Raw genomic sequence first — 18021 nt, forward strand, 5'->3', positions numbered from 1 at the left:
CCCTATTCCGGGAAATCGTGAGACAATGGAGGCCGAGACCCGGTTGGGTCCGTGTATCGAGTGCTTGTAATGACCGCTGTATGGGAACATTACGGCCGCTCCGGCAGTTCTATTTATAGACTCTGCCGGCCGTGGTGGCGCTTGGTTTTCACCACGGACTTGACAGGGTCATAGTGGTGTTGCCCGTATGGTGATTCCACAGACCACCGCTAGAAAGGTTTTCTGTGACCCCGTCTTCCACGAAGAAGGACCCCGCCGCCCAGGACGAACTGTCCGCCGAGGAGAAGCAGGCTGCAACAAACGCCAAGCGGGCCGCCACGCGGGCAGCCAACAAGGCTTCTGCCGGTGAAGCTGGTGCGGACGGCAAGCGTGAGCCCAAGAAGCGCGGGCCCAAACCCGGCGCGAAGGCTGCCGCTGAGGCGGCCGGCAAATCGGCCGGTGACACGGACGCCGATGACGTCGAAGAAGTCGAGGAAGACCTCGATGAGATCGTCCTCGAAGGCCCTGATGTTGTTGAGGAGGACGCCGAGGCCGATCCCGTCAAGGGAGCCGCCGGCTCCGGCAAGGGCTTCGTCTACTCCGACGCAGATGACGACGACGCACCTGTCCAGCAGGTCATGTCCGCCGGGGCTACCGCCGACCCTGTTAAGGACTACCTGAAGCAGATTGGTAAGGTCGCACTGCTCAACGCCGAGCAGGAAGTGGACCTTGCGCTCCGGATTGAAGCCGGCTTGTTTGCAGAAGAGAAGATCGCTGCTGACGACGGCTCGATGGATCCGAAGTACAAGCGCGAGCTTGAATTCATCATCCATGACGGCAAGCGCGCCAAGAACCACCTGCTGGAAGCCAACCTCCGCCTCGTGGTCTCGCTGGCCAAGCGTTACACCGGGCGCGGCATGCTGTTCCTGGACCTGATCCAGGAAGGCAACCTCGGCCTGATCCGTGCAGTGGAGAAGTTCGACTACACCAAGGGCTTCAAGTTCTCCACGTACGCCACCTGGTGGATCCGCCAGGCGATCACGCGTGCCATGGCCGACCAGGCCCGCACCATCCGTATTCCGGTGCACATGGTTGAAGTCATCAACAAGCTGGCCCGCGTCCAGCGCCAGATGCTGCAGGATCTCGGCCGTGAACCTACGCCCGAAGAGCTGGCGCTCGAACTGGACATGACCCCCGAAAAGGTCGTCGAAGTCCAGAAGTACGGCCGCGAGCCCATCTCGCTCCACACGCCCCTGGGCGAGGACGGCGATTCCGAGTTCGGTGACCTGATCGAGGACTCCGAGGCTGTTGTCCCGGCGGACGCCGTGAGCTTTACGCTCCTGCAGGAGCAGCTTCATTCCGTGCTGGATACGCTCTCTGAACGCGAGGCCGGAGTGGTGGCCATGCGGTTCGGCCTCACCGACGGACAGCCGAAGACTTTAGACGAAATCGGCAAGGTCTACGGAGTCACGCGCGAGCGTATCCGCCAGATCGAATCCAAGACCATGTCCAAGCTCCGCCACCCCTCGCGGTCGCAGGTGCTGCGGGACTACCTGGACTAGAAGCAGCACTCACCACAAGCGGCCCGCCGGCTGCCGTGCCTGTAACGGGCGCGGCACCCGGCGGGCCGCTTTTGCTTGAATCAACTTAAAAAGATTGGGACCCCACCTTGCGGTGGGGTCCCAACAGCTTCAGCCAAGCTAGTCGATTTCTACGGCAGCCTTCTCGTGAAGCTTCCCCGTCTCATCGTGCCAGTCGGAGCTCAAGGGCTTGAGCGTTGCCTCAACTGCACGGGCGTGGTGGCCGCAGAAAAGAAGCTCACCACCGGAGGACTCCAGTACAACCCGGACATATGCCTGGGCTCCGCAACGATCGCACCTGTCCAGTGCGTTGAGTGTGCGGTCTGCCACTGCTGTTGTCATGTCGGCCTCCTTAGTAGATCAGTACGTCTATATAACCAGCATTCGTAACAAAACCATCGCAAGGATGGGGCAAGTTCGCTGTGCGCGTAGCCGCAAGAATGGATCAAGATCGCGCCGCAGCACCGCGCGAAGTGCCACGTGGCGTGGCGCACATGCTCCGGCAGGTGTGGCAGTCGGTACTGCCGGGCCGGGCCGACTACCCTTGGAGGAGCGATCCCAGCCCGCTGTTCCGTCCCTGAAGGAGTTCATCACCAGTGGCACCAAGTTCTGATTACACTGCCCGGCACCTGTCTGTACTGGAGGGCCTCGAGGCCGTCCGCAAGCGCCCGGGCATGTACATCGGTTCCACTGACTCCCGCGGCTTGATGCACTGCCTGTGGGAGATCATCGACAACTCGGTGGATGAGGCGCTGGCCGGATTCGGCCACGACATCAAGATCATCCTGCATGCGGACAACTCCGTGGAGATCCACGACGACGGCCGCGGCATCCCCATCGACAAGGAACCGAAAACAGGGCTCACCGGCGTCGAGGTGGTCTTTACGAAGCTCCATGCGGGCGGCAAGTTCGGCGGCGGTTCGTACACTGCTTCCGGCGGCCTGCACGGCGTGGGTGCCTCCGTGGTCAACGCACTGTCCTCCCGCCTCGATGTCGAGGTGGACCGGGGCGGAAAAACGTACAAAATGTCCTTTCGCCGGGGCGAGCCCGGGCGCTTCAAGGACACCGGGTCCAAGATTGATCCGGCCGCGCCGTTCACGGCGTTCGTGGATGACTCGGTGCTGGACGTGGTGGGCAAGGCCAAGCGTGGCGTCACCGGAACCAGGATCCGCTACTGGGCAGACCGGCAGATTTTTACCCCGGACGCAAAGTTTTCCTACGACGAACTCGCCGCGAGGGCCCGGCAGACGTCCTTCCTGGTGCCCGGCCTCAAACTGACGGTCCGCGACGAGCGCAAAGTCCCGGGGACGCCCGGTGAGTCCGGACCCCACGAGGAGGTCTTCCACCACGATGGCGGCATCTCCGAATTCGTTGAGTTCCTTGCCGCCGATCCCGCCGTCACCGATGTGTGGCGGCTGCACGGCTCCGGAAAGTTCAAGGAGACGGTTCCCGTGCTGGACGAACGGGGGCACAGCCAGCTCGCCGAGGTGGAGCGCGACTGTGAGGTCGACGTGGCGCTGCGGTGGGGGATCGGCTACGACAGCACGGTCCGGAGCTTCGTCAACATCATCTCCACACCGAAGGGCGGAACCCACCAGTCCGGCTTTGAGCAGGCCCTCGTCAAGACCTTCCGCAAGGCAGTGGAAAACAACGCCCGCAAACTCAAGGCCGGCAACGACAAAATCGAAAAGGACGATATCTTCGCCGGCCTCACCGCCGTCCTGACCGTCCGCCTCGCCGAGCCGCAGTTCGAAGGGCAGACCAAGGAGATCCTGGGCACCTCGGCCGTGCGGGCGATCGTGGCCAAGGTCGTCGAGCGCGAAGTCACCGCCAAGCTCACCTCCGCCAACAGGAACGACAAGGCACAATCCGCCCTGCTCCTGGAAAAAATCGTCAGCGAGATGAAATCCCGCATCTCGGCCCGCGTGCACAAGGAAACGCAGCGGCGCAAGAACGCGCTGGAAACCTCATCGATGCCCACCAAGCTCGCTGACTGCCGTACAGACGACGTCGAACGTTCCGAACTCTTTATTGTGGAAGGCGACTCGGCGCTGGGAACCGCCAAGCTGGCGAGGTCCTCGGACTTCCAGGCCCTGCTTCCCATCCGCGGCAAGATCCTGAATGTCCAGAAAGCCTCGGTGGGGGACATGCTCTCCAACGCCGAGTGCGCGGCCCTCATCCAGGTGGTGGGCGCAGGCTCGGGCCGCAGCTTCGACATCAGCGCCGCCCGCTACGGCAAGGTCATCCTGATGACGGACGCCGACGTGGACGGTGCCCACATCCGCACGCTGCTCCTCACCCTTTTCTTCCGCTACATGCGCCCAATGATCGACGAGGGCCGGGTCTTTGCCGCCGTCCCGCCGCTGCACCGCGTGGAAGTGGTCAACGCGGGCCAGAAGGCCAACGAAATGATCTACACCTACTCCGAAGCCGAGCTGCACGTGCTGCTCGCGAGGCTGGCGAAGGAGGGCAAGCGCTACAAGGAACCCATCCAGCGCTATAAGGGCCTGGGTGAGATGGACGCTGAACAGCTGGCCGAGACCACCATGGACCCCCGGCACCGTACCCTCCGCAAGGTGGGGATCGAGAACGCCAAGCAGGCGGAGGAGATCTTTGACCTGCTGATGGGCTCGGATGTTTCGCCGCGCAAGGATTTCATCATCGCCGGCGCCGCAAGCCTGGACCGGGAGCGCATCGACGCCTGACGGCACGTGGGGCCGCGGCCCCAGGCCCTTGCAGGAGGCTGTTTCAGGCAGTACGACGGCGGGCGTCAGCCCAGCAGGCCCGGCACTACCAGCAGGGCCGTCGGCAGGGCCAGCAGGAGGACACAGCCTGCCAGCACCAGGCTGCGGATGGCGGAGGGCAGCTCCGGCTGCGGGGAGAGCAGCCGGCTGACCCGTGACGCGGTGGTGCGGGCAGAGTCCGAGCCGGATGTTCCCCCAGCGGAATCCAACCCGGCCAGGGCCAGGCTTGGGGCGCCGGAACGGATTTCCACGTCACCGGCAGCCGCCGCCGAACCGCTGGCCACGATGGCGATGGCCTTGATCAGCGTGGCCTTGCTTTCGGTTTTGAGCGCGACGTCGTCGGCCAGCATTTCGATCAGGGAGTTGACTGACTCCTGGGCGAGGCGGGTGGTGGGCAGCCAGGGAAGTGCCTGGCGCCAGGCGGCGAACGCCCACAGCAGCAAGTGGTGCCGCTGGCTCAGGTGGGCGTTTTCGTGGATCAGCACTGCGCGGAGTTCAGCCGGCTCCAGGGCTGCCATTAGACCATCGGACAGCACGGTCACGGAGCGCGCGCCGCCGGGAAGGCAGTAAGCCACAGGTGAATCGTGGTTGATGACCAGCGTCCCGGTTCCTTCGGCGGACGGAGAAGCAAGGAGCGCGAGAAGCTCGCGGTGCCGGCGCCGCTGGCGTTCGATCTTGTAATACGTCAGCAACAGGGTGAACACCAGGTGGGCCGTCAGCAGGGCCGCGGCGGACAGCGCGAAGATATGCCAGAAGCCCAAGGCGGTGGTGGGGGCGTTGAAAAGCACCATCCCCGCCAGCGCCCGAAGACCGGCGATGAGGTTATCGCCGATGGGTTCCAGGCCGTACACCAGCATGGCGCCGATCATGGACAGCCCGCCGGCCAGTGCGATGGCCTGCCAGAGCAGCATGGCCGTAAAGGGGGAGCGCGCGGGCCACTGCGCCCTCGAGAGGAGGATAGGTACCGGCCACGCCAGGACTATCGCAAGGACCGCCAGCAGGTACGAGGCCCAGAACATGGTCCGTTAGGGGTGGCCAAGCAGTTTGCGCAGCGTCTCGGCTTCACCTTCGGAAACGGATCCGATGAAACGTGCCAGCACGGCCTCGCGGTCCGGAGCCGACCCCAGTACTTCGTGCATCAGCTCGGCGGTGTGGTCCTCGCGGCTTGAGACTGCCTGGTAGCGGTGTGGACGGGTGCCCCGCTCGCGTTCCACCAGGCCTTTTTTCTCCAGCCGGGACAACACGGTGAGCACCGTGGTGACGGCGAGTTCCTTGCCCTCGTGCCCGGCCGCACCATCCTGGCCGACCGACGTCTGCGCGAGTCGGTCCCGCAAGGTGTTCGCGGTGGCTGCTTCATGGCCCGCCCAGAGCAGGTCCATCACTGCCCGTTCCAGTTCACCAAGACTAGCCATTGCACTTTTCCTTTGTTTCCCCGCACCGCAACCGGAGGGCTGCGGTGACTTCATGCGTGTGTTCCAACTACAGAATCCAATTTACCCCGATTCCCCGCCACTTTCTACATTGGGTAGAACAGGAGGTCCGTACCTGCGCTGAAGGGCCGGCGGAGCGTGCCGCAGCGCGTTTTACTCTGCAGCCGGCGTTGTTCTACACTTTGTAGAAGTTAGAGTTTCTACAGAACGTAGAAAACCTGCACCGGCTGACAGTAGGGACCGCCTTGGACGCTTTGGACGCTCTGGAAATTGCACGCTGGCAATTCGGCATCACCACCGTTTACCACTTCATGATGGTCCCGCTGACCATCGGCCTGGGGCTGGTCGTGGCGGTGATCCAGACTGCCTGGCACCGCACCGGAAAACCTGAGTACCTCCGGATGACCAAGTTCTGGGGAAAGCTCTTCCTGATCAACTTCATCATGGGCGTGGCCACCGGCATCGTCCAGGAATTCCAGTTCGGAATGGCCTGGAGCGAGTACAGCCGATTTGTGGGCGACGTCTTCGGTGCGCCCCTGGCACTCGAGGCGCTCCTGGCCTTCTTTGTCGAATCCACCTTCCTGGGCCTGTGGATCTTCGGCTGGAAGCAGCTGAAGCCGGGCATCCACCTTGCGTGCCTCTGGATCGCAGTAGTGGGCTCGGTGTTCTCCGCGTACTTCATCATCGTGGCCAACAGCTGGATGCAGCACCCCGTAGGTGTGGAGATGATTGACGGCCGGCCCGTGATGACGGACGCCTGGGCAGTCTTCACCAACAACACCGCGCTCGTCGCAGTTCCCCACACGCTGTTCGGCGCCCTCGCCGTCGCCGGCGGCTTCCTGCTCGGCATCGCCTGGTACCACCTGTGGCGGAGGCGGCGCGACGGCGTCGACACCGTGGGTGCCGACGGCAAGGTGGTCCCCGGTGAGGCAGGGGACATCCCCGGCCGTGACAAGAATGACCACAAAGTCTGGATCCGATCCCTCCGCATCGGCGCAGTGGTGGCCATGATCTCCTTCGCCGGGACCGCCCTCACCGGCGACCTCCAGGGCAAGCTGATGTTCGAACAGCAGCCCATGAAAATGGCGGCGGCAGAAGCAGCCTGCCACGATGGCACCGGCTTCTCCGTCCTCAGCATCGGCAACCTCGGCTCCCAGAACTGCGATGACATCGTGGCCCTGATCGAGGTCCCCGGCATCCTTTCCTTCCTGGCCAAGGGAGACTTCACCACCGAAGTCCAGGGCGTCAACAGCCTCCTGCCCCAGTACAAGGAGGCCTACGGAACGCACCTGCCGGACGACCCCATGTATGGCGAACGTGCCGGCCAGGAAATCGACTACCTTCCGGTCATGGAGGTCACCTACTGGGGCTTCCGCATGATGATCGGGTTCGGCGGGCTCGCCGCCCTCGCGGCCCTGGTGGCCCTCTGGCTCACCCGCAACGGAACCGTCCCGGAATCCCGGTGGCTGATGCGCCTCGCCGTCTTCGGAATCCTCGCCCCCTTCGGAGCCAACGCAGCGGGCTGGATTTTCACCGAAATGGGCCGACAGCCGTTTGTGGTGGCGCCCAACCCCGATCCCAACGGCATCGACCAGGTCTTTATGTTCACCGCGGCTGCTGTCTCACCCGGTGTCACCGCCGGGGAACTGCTGGCGTCACTCATCACGCTCACGGCCATCTACGCGATGCTGCTGGTGGTGGAAGTGAAACTGCTGGTCAAGTACATCCGGGGCGGAGTGGTGTCGGCCATGCCGGAGCTGGTCCACGCACCCGTTGACGAAAACGAGGACGCCACCCCCGGCCCGGGCGGCCAGGGCGGCGGAAAATCCGCCGACGACGTCCTTGCCTTCGCCTACTAGTCCCCGCCAAAGAAGAGCAGAGGAAACGAAGAATGGAACTGCTGCCAACCATCTGGTTCATCGCCATTGCGGTGCTGTGGACCGGCTACCTCTTCCTTGAGGGCTTTGACCTGGGTGTGGGGATGCTGATGAAACTGTTCGCCCGGGACAACACCGAACGCCGCGTCCTGCTCAACACCGTAGGCCCGGTTTGGGACGGCAACGAGGTCTGGCTCCTGACCGCCGCCGGTGCAACCTTTGCCGCGTTCCCGCTATGGTACGCGTCCCTGTTCTCCGCCCTGTACCTTCCGCTGCTGGTGGTACTGGTTGCCCTGATCTTCCGGGCCGTGGCCTTCGAGTACCGCGGCAAGGTGGACACGGATCAGTGGCGGGCCAGGTGGGACTGGGCCATCGCGTTGGGATCCTTCTTCGCGGCCTTCGGCGTGGGTGCAGCCCTGGCCCTGACCACCACCGGCCTTCCCCTGAACGCCAACGGGGACCGTGAAGGCGGGCCGCTCGCCTGGTTCAACGTCTATGCGGTGCTGGGCGGTCTCGCCGTCGTCGGATTCTCGCTGGTACACGCCCTCGCCTTCCTGGCACTGAAGACCGACGGCGACGTGCGGCACCGTGCGCGGAAGTGGTTTGTCCGGCTGCTTCCCGTCCTGCTCCTGCCCATTGCAGGTTGGGCCGTGAGCATCCAGTTCCTCGACGGCAAGGCCTGGACCTGGGCGCTGGTGGTGCTGGCGGTTGCTGGGGCGGCTGCAGCCTGGGCCACGGCCCGCAAGGGGGCGGAAGGCAAGGCCTTCGTTGCCCTGGGAGCTTTCCTGGCGCTGGGTTCGGCGTCCATCTTCGGCGCTGTGTTCCCGGTGGTGCTGCCGTCCACGCTCAATGAAGCTTTTGACCTGACCATTTCCAACGCTTCCTCCTCCGACTACACTCTGGGCCTTATGAGTGTTGTGGCAGCGTTCGGCTTGCCCCTGGTCATTGCCTACCAGGCCTGGACCTACTGGGTGTTCCGGAGGCGGGTCAGTGCCGCGCACATACCGGAAGCCCACAGCTTCCTGCCGGCCATCGCCGCCAAGGCCTTCACCACCAAGGGCTGACATGCGTCCAACTTTCCCGCCCGGCCCCGCCACCCGTTTAGCCATCTACTGGCTGGGACTCCTCGCCGCCCTCAAGGCGTTGTCGCTGGTCCTGATCGGGCAGGCTGTCGCCTCGGCTCTCGCCGGCCTCGCGGCGGGAAACCCGGCCTGGGCGGACCAGCTGGCAGTTGGCATGGCGGGAGTGGTGCTGAGGTCCCTCACCGTGTGGGGGCAGGCAGTGGCATCCCGCCGCGCTGCCCTGGGCATCAAGGAGGAACTGCGCTCCGGGCTGCTGGAAAGGGCGCTGCGCAACGGCGTCCGCGGTACGGGCCCGGCCGACGGCGGACTGGCAGTGCTTGCCACCCGCGGACTGGATGCGCTGGACAGCTACTACACCCAGTTCCTGCCCGCACTCGTGAACTGCGCGGCCATCCCGCTCCTGGTGGGCGCGCGCATCCTCTTTGCCGACTGGGTGAGCGCAGTAGTCATCGTCCTGACCGTTCCGCTGGTGCCGCTGTTTATGGTGCTGATCGGCCGGTACACCGAGGACAACGTCCGCGAGGCACAGGCGTCCCTCGCCAGGCTCTCCACCCACATGCTCGAACTCGCCAAGGGACTTCCCGTCCTGGTGGGCCTGGGCCGCGCCACCGCCCAGCGCAGGGCACTCGAGGAAATCTCCGAGGAATACCGTGCCCGGACCATGGGAACACTGCGGACCGCATTCCTCTCGGCGCTGGCCCTTGAGCTCATCGCCACCATCTCCGTGGCCGTGGTGGCTGTTTTCATCGGTGTCCGACTCGTCCACGGCGATATGCCGCTGGAGGCCGGCCTGCTGGCCCTGATCCTCGCACCGGACTGCTACCTGCCGCTGCGCGAACTGGGCACCGCCCACCATGCCAGCGACGACGGCCGGGTGGCGCTCGCCGAAACAACTGCCGTGACTGATGCACCGGAGCCGCAGCCGCTACGGACAGCCCCGGCCGGCAGGCCTGGCGCGCCCATTACCGTCAGCGGCCTTACCGTGAGCTACGAAGGACGGTCCCTGCCCGCCGTCGGACCGCTCAGTTTCAGCGCACCGCAGAGCAGGATCACCGCGCTGGACGGACCCAGCGGCGCCGGCAAAAGCACGGTGCTGGGCATACTGGCCGGAACCGTCGGCCACGGAGCAGGCACCACGGTCAGCGGCACCATCACGGGCCTGGACCGCACCAAAATTGCCTGGGTTCCGCAGCATCCGGTCATGGTGGCGGAGACGGTACTCGACGAGATTGTGCTCTACCTGTCGGGCGGCGCCGACACTGAAACAGTCGAACACAGGCGCCAGGGAGCGGAAGCCGCAGCCCGCACCTGCCTGGTCCGGGCTGCGGCCGGACACCTTGCTGCGAAACACCCTGCGGAGCTGAGCCCGGGAGAGCTCCGCCGCGTAGCTCTGGCGCGCGGCCTGGCACGGATCGAGGCCGGCGCCACCGTGCTGCTGCTGGATGAGCCCACGGCGCACCTGGACGATGTATCGGCGGCACTGGTGGAAGACACCATCGGGAAGCTCCGGGGACAGGTGACTGTCATCCTGGTGGCGCACGAGGACCGCACCCGCGCCCTCGCGGAACACGTGGTGCCGGTGGGCGGGCAGGTGGGCGGTGGTCCTGGCCGCGCGGCCGCGGCTGCCGGGCACCCCGCGCATGGTGAGGAATCGCTCCCGCATAGTGTGAGCGGGAACGCGCCGGCTCGCGCTGTGCCCGATTTCCCTGCGGGGGATCAGCCGGACTCTGCAGAAGCTCCGGCTGCAAGCGGCAGAGAGCACGGCGCAGGCAAACACGGTGCCGGCCGGTTGCTGGCCGCACTCCTGGCGCCCGTGCGGGGCAAGTTCGCCGCTGCAGCCCTGGTGGGCACCCTGGCAGCGGTGTTCGCCGTCGCCCTGTCCGGGCTGTCCGGCTGGCTCATTATCCGCGCCAGCGAGCAGCCGCCCATCCTGTACCTGCTGACCGCGATCGTTGGGGTACGGTTCTTCGGAATCGGCCGCGCTGTGCTCCGGTACTGTGAGCGGCTCCTCCTGCACGACGCCGTGTTTGCTGCCCTCACGCAGTTGCGGGGCCGGCTGTGGGAGTCCCTGAGCCGGCGGGCCCTGCCGCTCCGCCGCCTGTTGCAGGGCGGGAACGTCCTCGGAACGGTGATTGACGACGTCGATACCGTCCGCGACCTCCTGCCGCGCGTTGTCCTGCCGCCGGTCACAGCGCTCGCGGTTTCAGTTCTGGCCCTGGTCACCACGTCCTTGCTGGTGCCTGCCGCGCTTCCTGTCGTGATCGCCGCCAGCGTGGCGGGCCTCCTGCTAGCTCCGGCAGCCGCACTCTGGGGCGACCGCAAGTCCGCCACCGCCGAACAGCTCCTCCGCTCCGGAGTCCTGCGCCGCGTGTCGGCAGCCCTTGACGCCCGTGCCGAACTCCACGCCAACGGCGCAGCTCCCCGCGTCCTCAACGGATTGCGGGCCCAGGACCGCGAGGCCACCAAGGCTTCCCAGCGTTCGGCTTGGGCAGACGGCCTGGGACAGGCCATCACCACCGCAGCGTGCGGTGCCGCCGCCCTCGGTGCCGCCCTGCTGGCGGGTCCGGCGGTGCTCGCCGGCCAGCTCGCGCCGGCGACCGCGGCCGTGGTGGTCCTGCTGCTCCTGGCTTTGGTGGAGCCGCTCGCAGCAATGACGACGGCGGTGCGCCAGTTCCCTGCGCTGCGGACCGTGATGCAGCGCCTGGCTGCGTCCGGGGCGCTGGAGACGGATACCCGGGACTCCAGCGTGCGGGACGATCCTCAGGGGGCCACTGGTGATGGCCTGCAGACTGTTCCTGCCCGCCCGGGAGGCCGTCCCGGCGTCGAACTGGCAGGCCTCTCAGCCGCCTGGCCCGGCGGCGCTCCCGTATTTTCCGGCCTGGACGCCGTGGCGGAACCGGGCAGGTGGCTGGCCGTCACCGGCCCATCGGGGTCGGGGAAGTCCACGCTGCTGTCGGTGCTGCTCGGCTTCCTGCCGGTTGCCGCCGGACGGGTGGGCGTGACCGGGCGGGCTGCCTGGTGCCCCCAGGAAGCGCACCTGTTTGATTCCACCATCCGGGGAAACCTGCTGCTGGGCCGGCCCGGCTCGGGTAACGGAACACCCGGAAGCGGGAAAGAAGCCGACAGCGACATGAGAGCTGCGCTGGCGTCGGTGGGCCTGGCCGCCCTTCTGGAACGGCTGCCGGCGGGCTTGGACACCAGAATCGGTCCGGGCGGGGCGTTCCTCAGCGGTGGGGAGCGGCAGCGCCTGGCCGTGGCCCGCACGCTGATGACCGGGGCCGAGGTGATCCTGCTGGATGAGCCAACGGCCCACTTGGATGCAGAGTCGGCCCGGGCCATGCTGGCGGATCTGCGGCAGGGACTGCGCCGCCGCACCGTGGTGCTGGTGACGCACAACCCGGCCGACATCCGGGCAGAGGATGCGCGCCTGGTGCTTGCGCCCGGTCCCGGAGAAGCAAGCGAAGGGGACGCCCGTTCAGAGCACCAGGGTGGCCACCTTGTGGCGTCGTTGGCGGGGGATCAGCCGTCCACGTCGTGAAGGTGATGGACTATGTCGTGCAGGAAGTACTGGGAAAGCGTCAGGACGGTGAACTCCGAGCCGTTGCTGCGCAGCCCCTTGCGTCCCCACTCCGATTCACGGACGGCGGCGAATGATTCCGCCGCCTGTTGTCCTTCAGCCGTAAGCTCGGCACTGACTACCGCGGGGTCGGCGCTGGCGTAGTCCTTGTCGATGGCGGTCTGGTCCTGGTCCCAGTTGTCGAACCGTGCGTCGTCCGAATCGAGCATGAGGTTCAGCCGCTGGTCGAAAAGGCTGAACACGTCGCGGACGTGGCAGGCGTACTCCAAAGCGGACCATGTGTGGTCGTCAGGACGCTCGGCCACGTCAGGCCGCCGGAGCACGGCGCGCCAGCGGGGGAGCAGGCTCCCGATACTGCCAGGGACGGTGGAAGGCGTGGCCGTGGAGGCATCGAACGAGCATTCCGGGCAAGGACGGGTGAGGACCCAGGTCCAGTCCTTTTCATCAGGCACGATAGGCATGAGAGCAGTCTAAGCGGGATCGGGCCAGGCCATGGCGGGGCCTACCACCTCGACCGGCTGGGACAGCGGGATCCCCGAACCGTCACGCCGGCCGTGCTCCTGCGGCAGGGACCGGGCCACGCCGGCCGCCGAGGAAGCCTTCGCGGGGCCGTGGCCGGCCCATGCCAGCAGCAGCGTATCCTCGCCCTTCAGGAAGCGGTGGGCCCGCACTCCCGCAGTCGCACGTCCCTTCGCGGGGTACTCGGAGAACGCCGTCACTTTGGCGGTACCCGGTGCCGTGCCCGGCAGCGCCCCCGTGGTGCCGGCGATGGTCACCACCACGGCGGACTCGTCCTTGGGCTGGACGGCGCCGAAGAAGAGAACGCGGTCATCCGCGGCCAGCTTGATTCCCGCCATTCCGCCGGCCGTGCGCCCCTGCGGCCGCACCACCCCGGCGCCGAACTTCAGGAGCTGGGCCTGGCTCGTCAGGAAGACGAGTTCAGTATCCTCCGCTCCCGCCGGCGCGACACCCACCACAAAGTCCTTGTCCTTGAGCGCAATGACTTCCCAGTCCTCGCGGTTCAGCGGATACTCCGGCTGCACCCGCTTCACCACTCCTTGGGCCGTGCCGATGGCCAGCACTTCGTCGAGCGGGGCAAATGCCACCAGGGTTTCCCCCTTCAGCAGGGTGATGAAGTCCTTGGCGGGAACGCCGCCGGCTAGGTTCGGCAGCCCGGAAACCGGCGGCAGGACGGGCATGTCCATCACCTGTAGGCGGAGCATGCGCCCCTGGGAGGTGACGGCGGCGATCTCGCCCCTGGCGGACGTCTTGACCACGGAGGTGTAGACGTCGTGCTTGGTCCTGGGTCCCGCCTCTGCCAGCGGTTCCCGGTTGCTGGTGCGCGCTATCTGGCCCGAGGCGGTCAGGATGGCCCAGCAGGGGTCGTCGGCGATTTCCAGCGCCAGCGGGACTGCCTTGCCCTTCTTCCCGTTGGTCAGGGCCAGGTCGGCCGCGACGGTGGGGGACACGGCCTCGGATTCGAGCAGCACGGTCCGCCGCGGGGTGCCGTGCTCTTCGGCGATGGCGCCAAGTTCGTCCGATACCAGGGTCCGGAGGCGTTCCTCTGAACCGAGGATGGCCTCGAGCTCAGCGATTTCACGGCGCAGCTCGTCCTGTTCCTTCTCCAGCTCAATCCGCGAGTACTTGGTCAGCTGGCGCAGCCGCAGCTCCAGGATGTAGTTCGCCTGGATTTCCGTGAGGTCGTAGATGGACATCAGCCGGGCCCGGGCGGCGGCGGCCTCGTCCGAGGACCGGATGATCTGGATGACCTCATCGATGTCCACGATGGCGATGAGGAGGCCTTCCACCAGGTGCAGGCGGTCCTTCTTCTTGCCCAGCCGGAAGACGGTCCGGCGGCGCACCACGTCGATCCGGTGGTTCACGTACACGGTCAGCAGCTGCACCAGGCCCAGGGTCTGCGGCTGGCCGTCCACCAGGGTGACGTTGTTGATGCCGAAGGAGTCCTCCATCGGCGAATAGCGGTAGAGCTGCTGGAGCACCGCGTTGGGGTTGAAGCCGTTCTTGAGTTCGATGACCAGGCGCAGGCCGTGCTTGCGGTCCGTCAGATCGACGATGTCACTGATGCCGGTCAGCTTTTTGGAGTTGACGGCGTCCTTGATCTTCTCGATGACCTTTTCGGGGCCCACCATGTAGGGGAGCTCGGTGACCACCAGGCCGGTGCGGCGCGCGGACAGCTGTTCAACTTCCACCTTGGCCCGCGTCTTGAAGGACCCGCGGCCGGTGGCGTAGGCGTCGCGGATGCCGTCCAGTCCCACAATCCGTCCGCCGCTGGGCAGGTCCGGCCCGGGAACGAAGCGCATGATGTCATCCAGCGTGGCGTCCGGGTTGGCGATCAGGTGCCGCGCGGCGGAGATGACCTCCACAAGGTTGTGCGGGGCCATGTTGGTGGCCATGCCGACGGCGATGCCCGTGGCGCCGTTGACCAGCAGGTTGGGGAACGCAGCCGGCAGGACGTCCGGCTGGGTGAGCTGGTTGTCATAGTTGGGGACAAAGTCCACCACGTCCTCATCGAGGTGGTCGGTGAGGGTGAGGGCAGCAGCCGCAAGCCGGGCCTCGGTGTACCGCGGGGCGGCAGGGCCGTCGTCGAGCGAGCCGAAGTTGCCGTGCCCGTCAATCAGCGGCAGCCGCAGCGAGAAGTCCTGGGCCATGCGCACCATGGCGTCATAGATGGCCGTATCGCCGTGCGGGTGCAGCTTGCCCATGACCTCGCCCACTACACGGGCGCTCTTGACGTGTCCCCGGTCCGGGCGCAGGCCCATGTCGCTCATCATGTACAGGATGCGGCGCTGTACCGGTTTGAGGCCGTCCCGGGCGTCCGGAAGCGCCCGCGAGTAGATCACCGAGTACGCATACTCCAGGAAGGAGCCTTCCATTTCGGAGGTTACATCGATGTCCACGATGTTCTCCGTGTAGGGGGTGGTGTCCACGGGAGGGGCTGAACTTTGGCGGCGGGCCATGGGGGTTGGTAAATCCTTCTTCGGTACTGTGCAGCTGACGGGGGTGTGCTGCGGGAGTTTTTGGCTAGGCTAAGCCTATGGTGGATCAGCCCGGGGACGGCGAATATCCGGAACATTGGGAAGCCGATGTCGTGCTGCGGGACGGCGGGACAGCCCACTTGAGGCCGATTCATCCCACCGATGCCGACGCTGTCCAGGCCTTCCACGTAGGGCAGTCGCAGGATTCAATCTACATGCGGTTCTTCGCCTTCAAGGCCAGGCTGTCCAGCAAAGAGCTCAAGCGCTTCACCGAGGTTGACTACAAGGACCGGGTAGCTTTCGTCATCACCATCCGCGGCGAGATCGTGGGCATTGGACGCTACGACCGGCTTGATGACCCCACCGAGGCGGAGGTGGCGTTCAATATTGCCGATTCCCATCAGGGACGGGGAATCGGCTCCATTCTGCTGGAACACCTGGCCGCCGCCGCCCACGAAAACGGGATCCGGCGCTTCAGCGCGGAGGTACTGCCGGAAAACCGCAAGATGCTGACGGTATTTTCCGAGGCCGGCTACGATGTCCGGCGGCATTTTGACGACGGCGTCGTCAGCCTCGAGTTCAACATCGACCCCACTGAGAAGTCGCGTGCCGTGATGGAATCCCGGGAGCACCGCGCGGAGGCGAGGAGCGTGCGGGACCTGCTGACGCCGTCGTCCATTGCCGTGATCGGTGCCAGCCGCAAGTGGGGGACCGTCGGCTACCAGCTTCTGGAGCACATCATCGAGGGCGGATTCAGCGGCCCCGTCTACGCCATCAACCCGGAAGCGCTGGAACTCGCCGGCATGATGTCCTTCGGCAAACTCTCCGAAGTCCCGGATCCCGTCCAGCTGGCCGTCGTCGCGGTCCCGTATGAAGAAGTCCCCGCCGTGGTTGCGGACTGCGCCGCCGCCGGCGTCAGGGGGCTGGTGGTCGCCTCTGCAGGCTTCGCGGACGACGGCGAACGCGGCCTGCTGCGCCAGCGGGACCTGGTGCGGCAGGCCCGGGCAAGCGGCATGCGGGTCATTGGACCGGCCTCGCTGGGAATCGTCAACACCAACCCAGACGTGTCATTGAACGCTTCGATGGCGCCCACCCTGCCGCTCCGGGGCGGGCTGGGCCTGTTCAGCCAGTCGGCAGCCATCGGCGTCTCGCTGTACGCCGCTTCCAGCCGGCGGCGGCTGGGCCTGTCCACGTTCCTGTCCGCAGGTAACCGGGCCGACGTGTCCGGCAACGACATGATGCAGTACTGGGAGGACGATCCCGATACCACAGCGGTCGGGCTCTACCTTGAATCCATCGGCAACCCGCGCAAGTTTTCCCGCCTCGCCCGGCGGCTGGCGCGCACCAGGCCCGTCATCGTGGCCAAGTCCGATGCCATGGGGCTGCGGCTGCCGCCCGGGCACGCCGTCCGGACAACCCAGGCTCCCGCCGGCGCCCTGGACGCGATGCTGCGCCAGTCCGGCGTCATCCGGGTGGAAACCATTGAGCAACTGGTGGATGTTGCCCAGGTGGTTTCGGCGCAGCCGCTCCCCGCCGGCCCGGGACTGGCCATCTTCAGCAACTCCCAGGCGCTGGGCAAAGTGGTGGCGGACAGCGCGTCTTCCCAGGGCCTCATCGTCGCGGAACTGGTCACCGGCGTGGACTTCGACGCCGGACAGTCGATTGCCCTGCCCGCCCTGCGGGCCAGCCTGCTCAAGACACTTGAGTCCGACGCCGTCCACTCGGCTGTTGCGGCGCTGCTCCCCGCCCGCGGGCTGACCGTGGACAGCATTGCAGAAGTACTGGCCGAATGCTCGGCAACAGCCGGAAAGCCGGTGGTGGCCGCCTTCACCGGCATCCTGGATCCTTCCATATCGGTGGAGGGGATGCTGGGGTCCCAGGAACGCGCCGTCCCCTGCTTTTCCAATCCGGGGGCTGCTGTGGCTGCGCTCGCTGCCGTGGCCCGCTACTCGGAATGGGTGTCCCGGGACCAGGGGCATTTCGTGGAACCCGAAGGGTGCAATCCAGAGCTTGCCCGGGCGGAAATCGAAGCGCTGCTCAGGGATGTCAAAGGTGAGCAGCTGAAGAAGCTGGACCCGGCAGCCGCGGCCTCACTGCTGGGGCACTACGGGATCAGGGTGCTGCCTTCGGTGGGCTTTGACAACCCCGACCAGGCCGTTGAGGCTGCGGATGCGCTGGGCTGGCCCGTGGTGTTGAAGACTACCGATCCCGCGCTCCGGCACCGGCTTGATCTCGGCGGGGTGCGCCTGGACATCCAGGATGCGGAATCGCTGCGCCAGAACGTGCTGCAGATGCGGCGCGTGCTCTCCCACTACGGGGACCCCGCGCTGGAAGTACAAAGCATGGCGCCGGTGGGGCAGGCCTGCACGTTCCGGGCCATCGAAGATCCGCTGCTGGGCCCGGTGATCTCCTTCGGGCTCGCCGGGGACGCCGTGAACCTGCTGGATGACTGGGCGCACCGCGTCCCGCCGCTCTCCGCCGCCGACGTGGACGATTTCATCCGCGCCCCGCGGGCGGCGCAGAACCTCTTTGGCTACCAGGGCCTGCCGGCCGTGGACGTCAAGGCGCTTGAGGACCTTGCCGGCCGCCTCGCCTGGCTCAAGGACAACCACCCCGAAATCGCCCTGGTGGAGCTCAACCCCGTCCTGTGCGGCACCTCGGGAGCCACCACCCTTGCTGCTGACGTGCGCATCGGCAACGCCGCCCAGCGGACGGACAGCGCGCGGCGGGCCATGCTGGGCTGACGCGGTTAGCAA

11 protein-coding genes are annotated in these 18021 nt (G+C 66.2%); 6 read left to right on the forward strand and 5 right to left on the reverse strand.

The features are described from left to right. Window positions 1-224 precede the first annotated feature (224 nt). Complete coding sequence (locus M8J71_RS08390; protein ID WP_256247473.1) at window positions 225-1541, forward strand: RNA polymerase sigma factor; 1317 nt, start codon at window positions 225-227, stop codon at window positions 1539-1541. Between the two features lie 138 nt (window positions 1542-1679). Here M8J71_RS08390 and M8J71_RS08395 read toward each other — a convergent pair whose 3' ends face one another. Beyond that, on the reverse strand, window positions 1680-1901 hold the full coding sequence (locus M8J71_RS08395; protein WP_013600696.1) for a DUF7455 domain-containing protein: 222 nt from the start codon (window positions 1899-1901) through the stop codon (window positions 1680-1682). 254 nt (window positions 1902-2155) lie between these two features. Here M8J71_RS08395 and M8J71_RS08400 point away from each other — a divergent pair, with 254 nt between their 5' ends. Further along, on the forward strand, window positions 2156-4264 hold the full coding sequence (locus tag M8J71_RS08400; protein WP_256247474.1) for a DNA gyrase/topoisomerase IV subunit B: 2109 nt from the start codon (window positions 2156-2158) through the stop codon (window positions 4262-4264). 65 nt (window positions 4265-4329) lie between these two features. Here the strand turns inward: M8J71_RS08400 and M8J71_RS08405 are convergent, their stop codons facing one another. Both M8J71_RS08405 and M8J71_RS08410 read right to left on the reverse strand, forming a co-directional pair. Further along, window positions 4330-5322 carry a M56 family metallopeptidase gene (locus tag M8J71_RS08405; RefSeq protein ID WP_256247475.1) on the reverse strand — a complete coding sequence of 331 codons (993 nt, stop codon included), beginning with the start codon at window positions 5320-5322 and terminating at the stop codon, window positions 4330-4332. Window positions 5323-5328: 6 nt separating this feature from the next. Then, window positions 5329-5715, reverse strand: coding sequence for a BlaI/MecI/CopY family transcriptional regulator (locus M8J71_RS08410; RefSeq protein ID WP_256247476.1), 387 nt, complete (start codon window positions 5713-5715; stop codon window positions 5329-5331). Window positions 5716-5987: 272 nt separating this feature from the next. Here M8J71_RS08410 and M8J71_RS08415 point away from each other — a divergent pair, with 272 nt between their 5' ends. The 3 genes from M8J71_RS08415 to cydD are packed head-to-tail and all read left to right on the forward strand — an operon-like array spanning window position 5988 to window position 12230. Continuing rightward, the gene (locus M8J71_RS08415) at window positions 5988-7592 is read left to right on the forward strand and encodes a cytochrome ubiquinol oxidase subunit I (protein ID WP_256247863.1); all 1605 of its coding nucleotides are present in this window, start codon (window positions 5988-5990) and stop codon (window positions 7590-7592) included. A gap of 32 nt (window positions 7593-7624) precedes the next feature. Beyond that, window positions 7625-8674 (forward strand): cytochrome d ubiquinol oxidase subunit II, encoded by a 1050-nt coding sequence (gene cydB / locus M8J71_RS08420; protein WP_256247477.1) that lies wholly within the window; start codon window positions 7625-7627, stop codon window positions 8672-8674. A gap of 1 nt (window position 8675) precedes the next feature. Then, a complete protein-coding gene (gene cydD, locus M8J71_RS08425; RefSeq protein WP_256247478.1) occupies window positions 8676-12230 on the forward strand; it encodes a thiol reductant ABC exporter subunit CydD in 3555 nt (1184 codons plus the stop codon). Here cydD and M8J71_RS08430 read toward each other — a convergent pair. Beyond that, complete coding sequence (locus M8J71_RS08430; protein WP_256247479.1) at window positions 12212-12730, reverse strand: DinB family protein; 519 nt, start codon at window positions 12728-12730, stop codon at window positions 12212-12214. The genes cydD and M8J71_RS08430 overlap by 19 nt on opposite strands. Before the next feature lie 9 nt (window positions 12731-12739). Then, a complete protein-coding gene (locus M8J71_RS08435; protein WP_256247480.1) occupies window positions 12740-15247 on the reverse strand; it encodes a DNA gyrase/topoisomerase IV subunit A in 2508 nt (835 codons plus the stop codon). Between the two features lie 77 nt (window positions 15248-15324). Between M8J71_RS08435 and M8J71_RS08440 the strand changes: the two genes are divergently transcribed. Continuing rightward, complete coding sequence (locus M8J71_RS08440; protein WP_256247481.1) at window positions 15325-18009, forward strand: bifunctional acetate--CoA ligase family protein/GNAT family N-acetyltransferase; 2685 nt, start codon at window positions 15325-15327, stop codon at window positions 18007-18009. Window positions 18010-18021 lie beyond the last annotated feature (12 nt).

It is taken from the genome of Pseudarthrobacter sp. R1 (genome assembly GCF_024494415.1).
GTDB lineage: Bacteria > Actinomycetota > Actinomycetes > Actinomycetales > Micrococcaceae > Arthrobacter.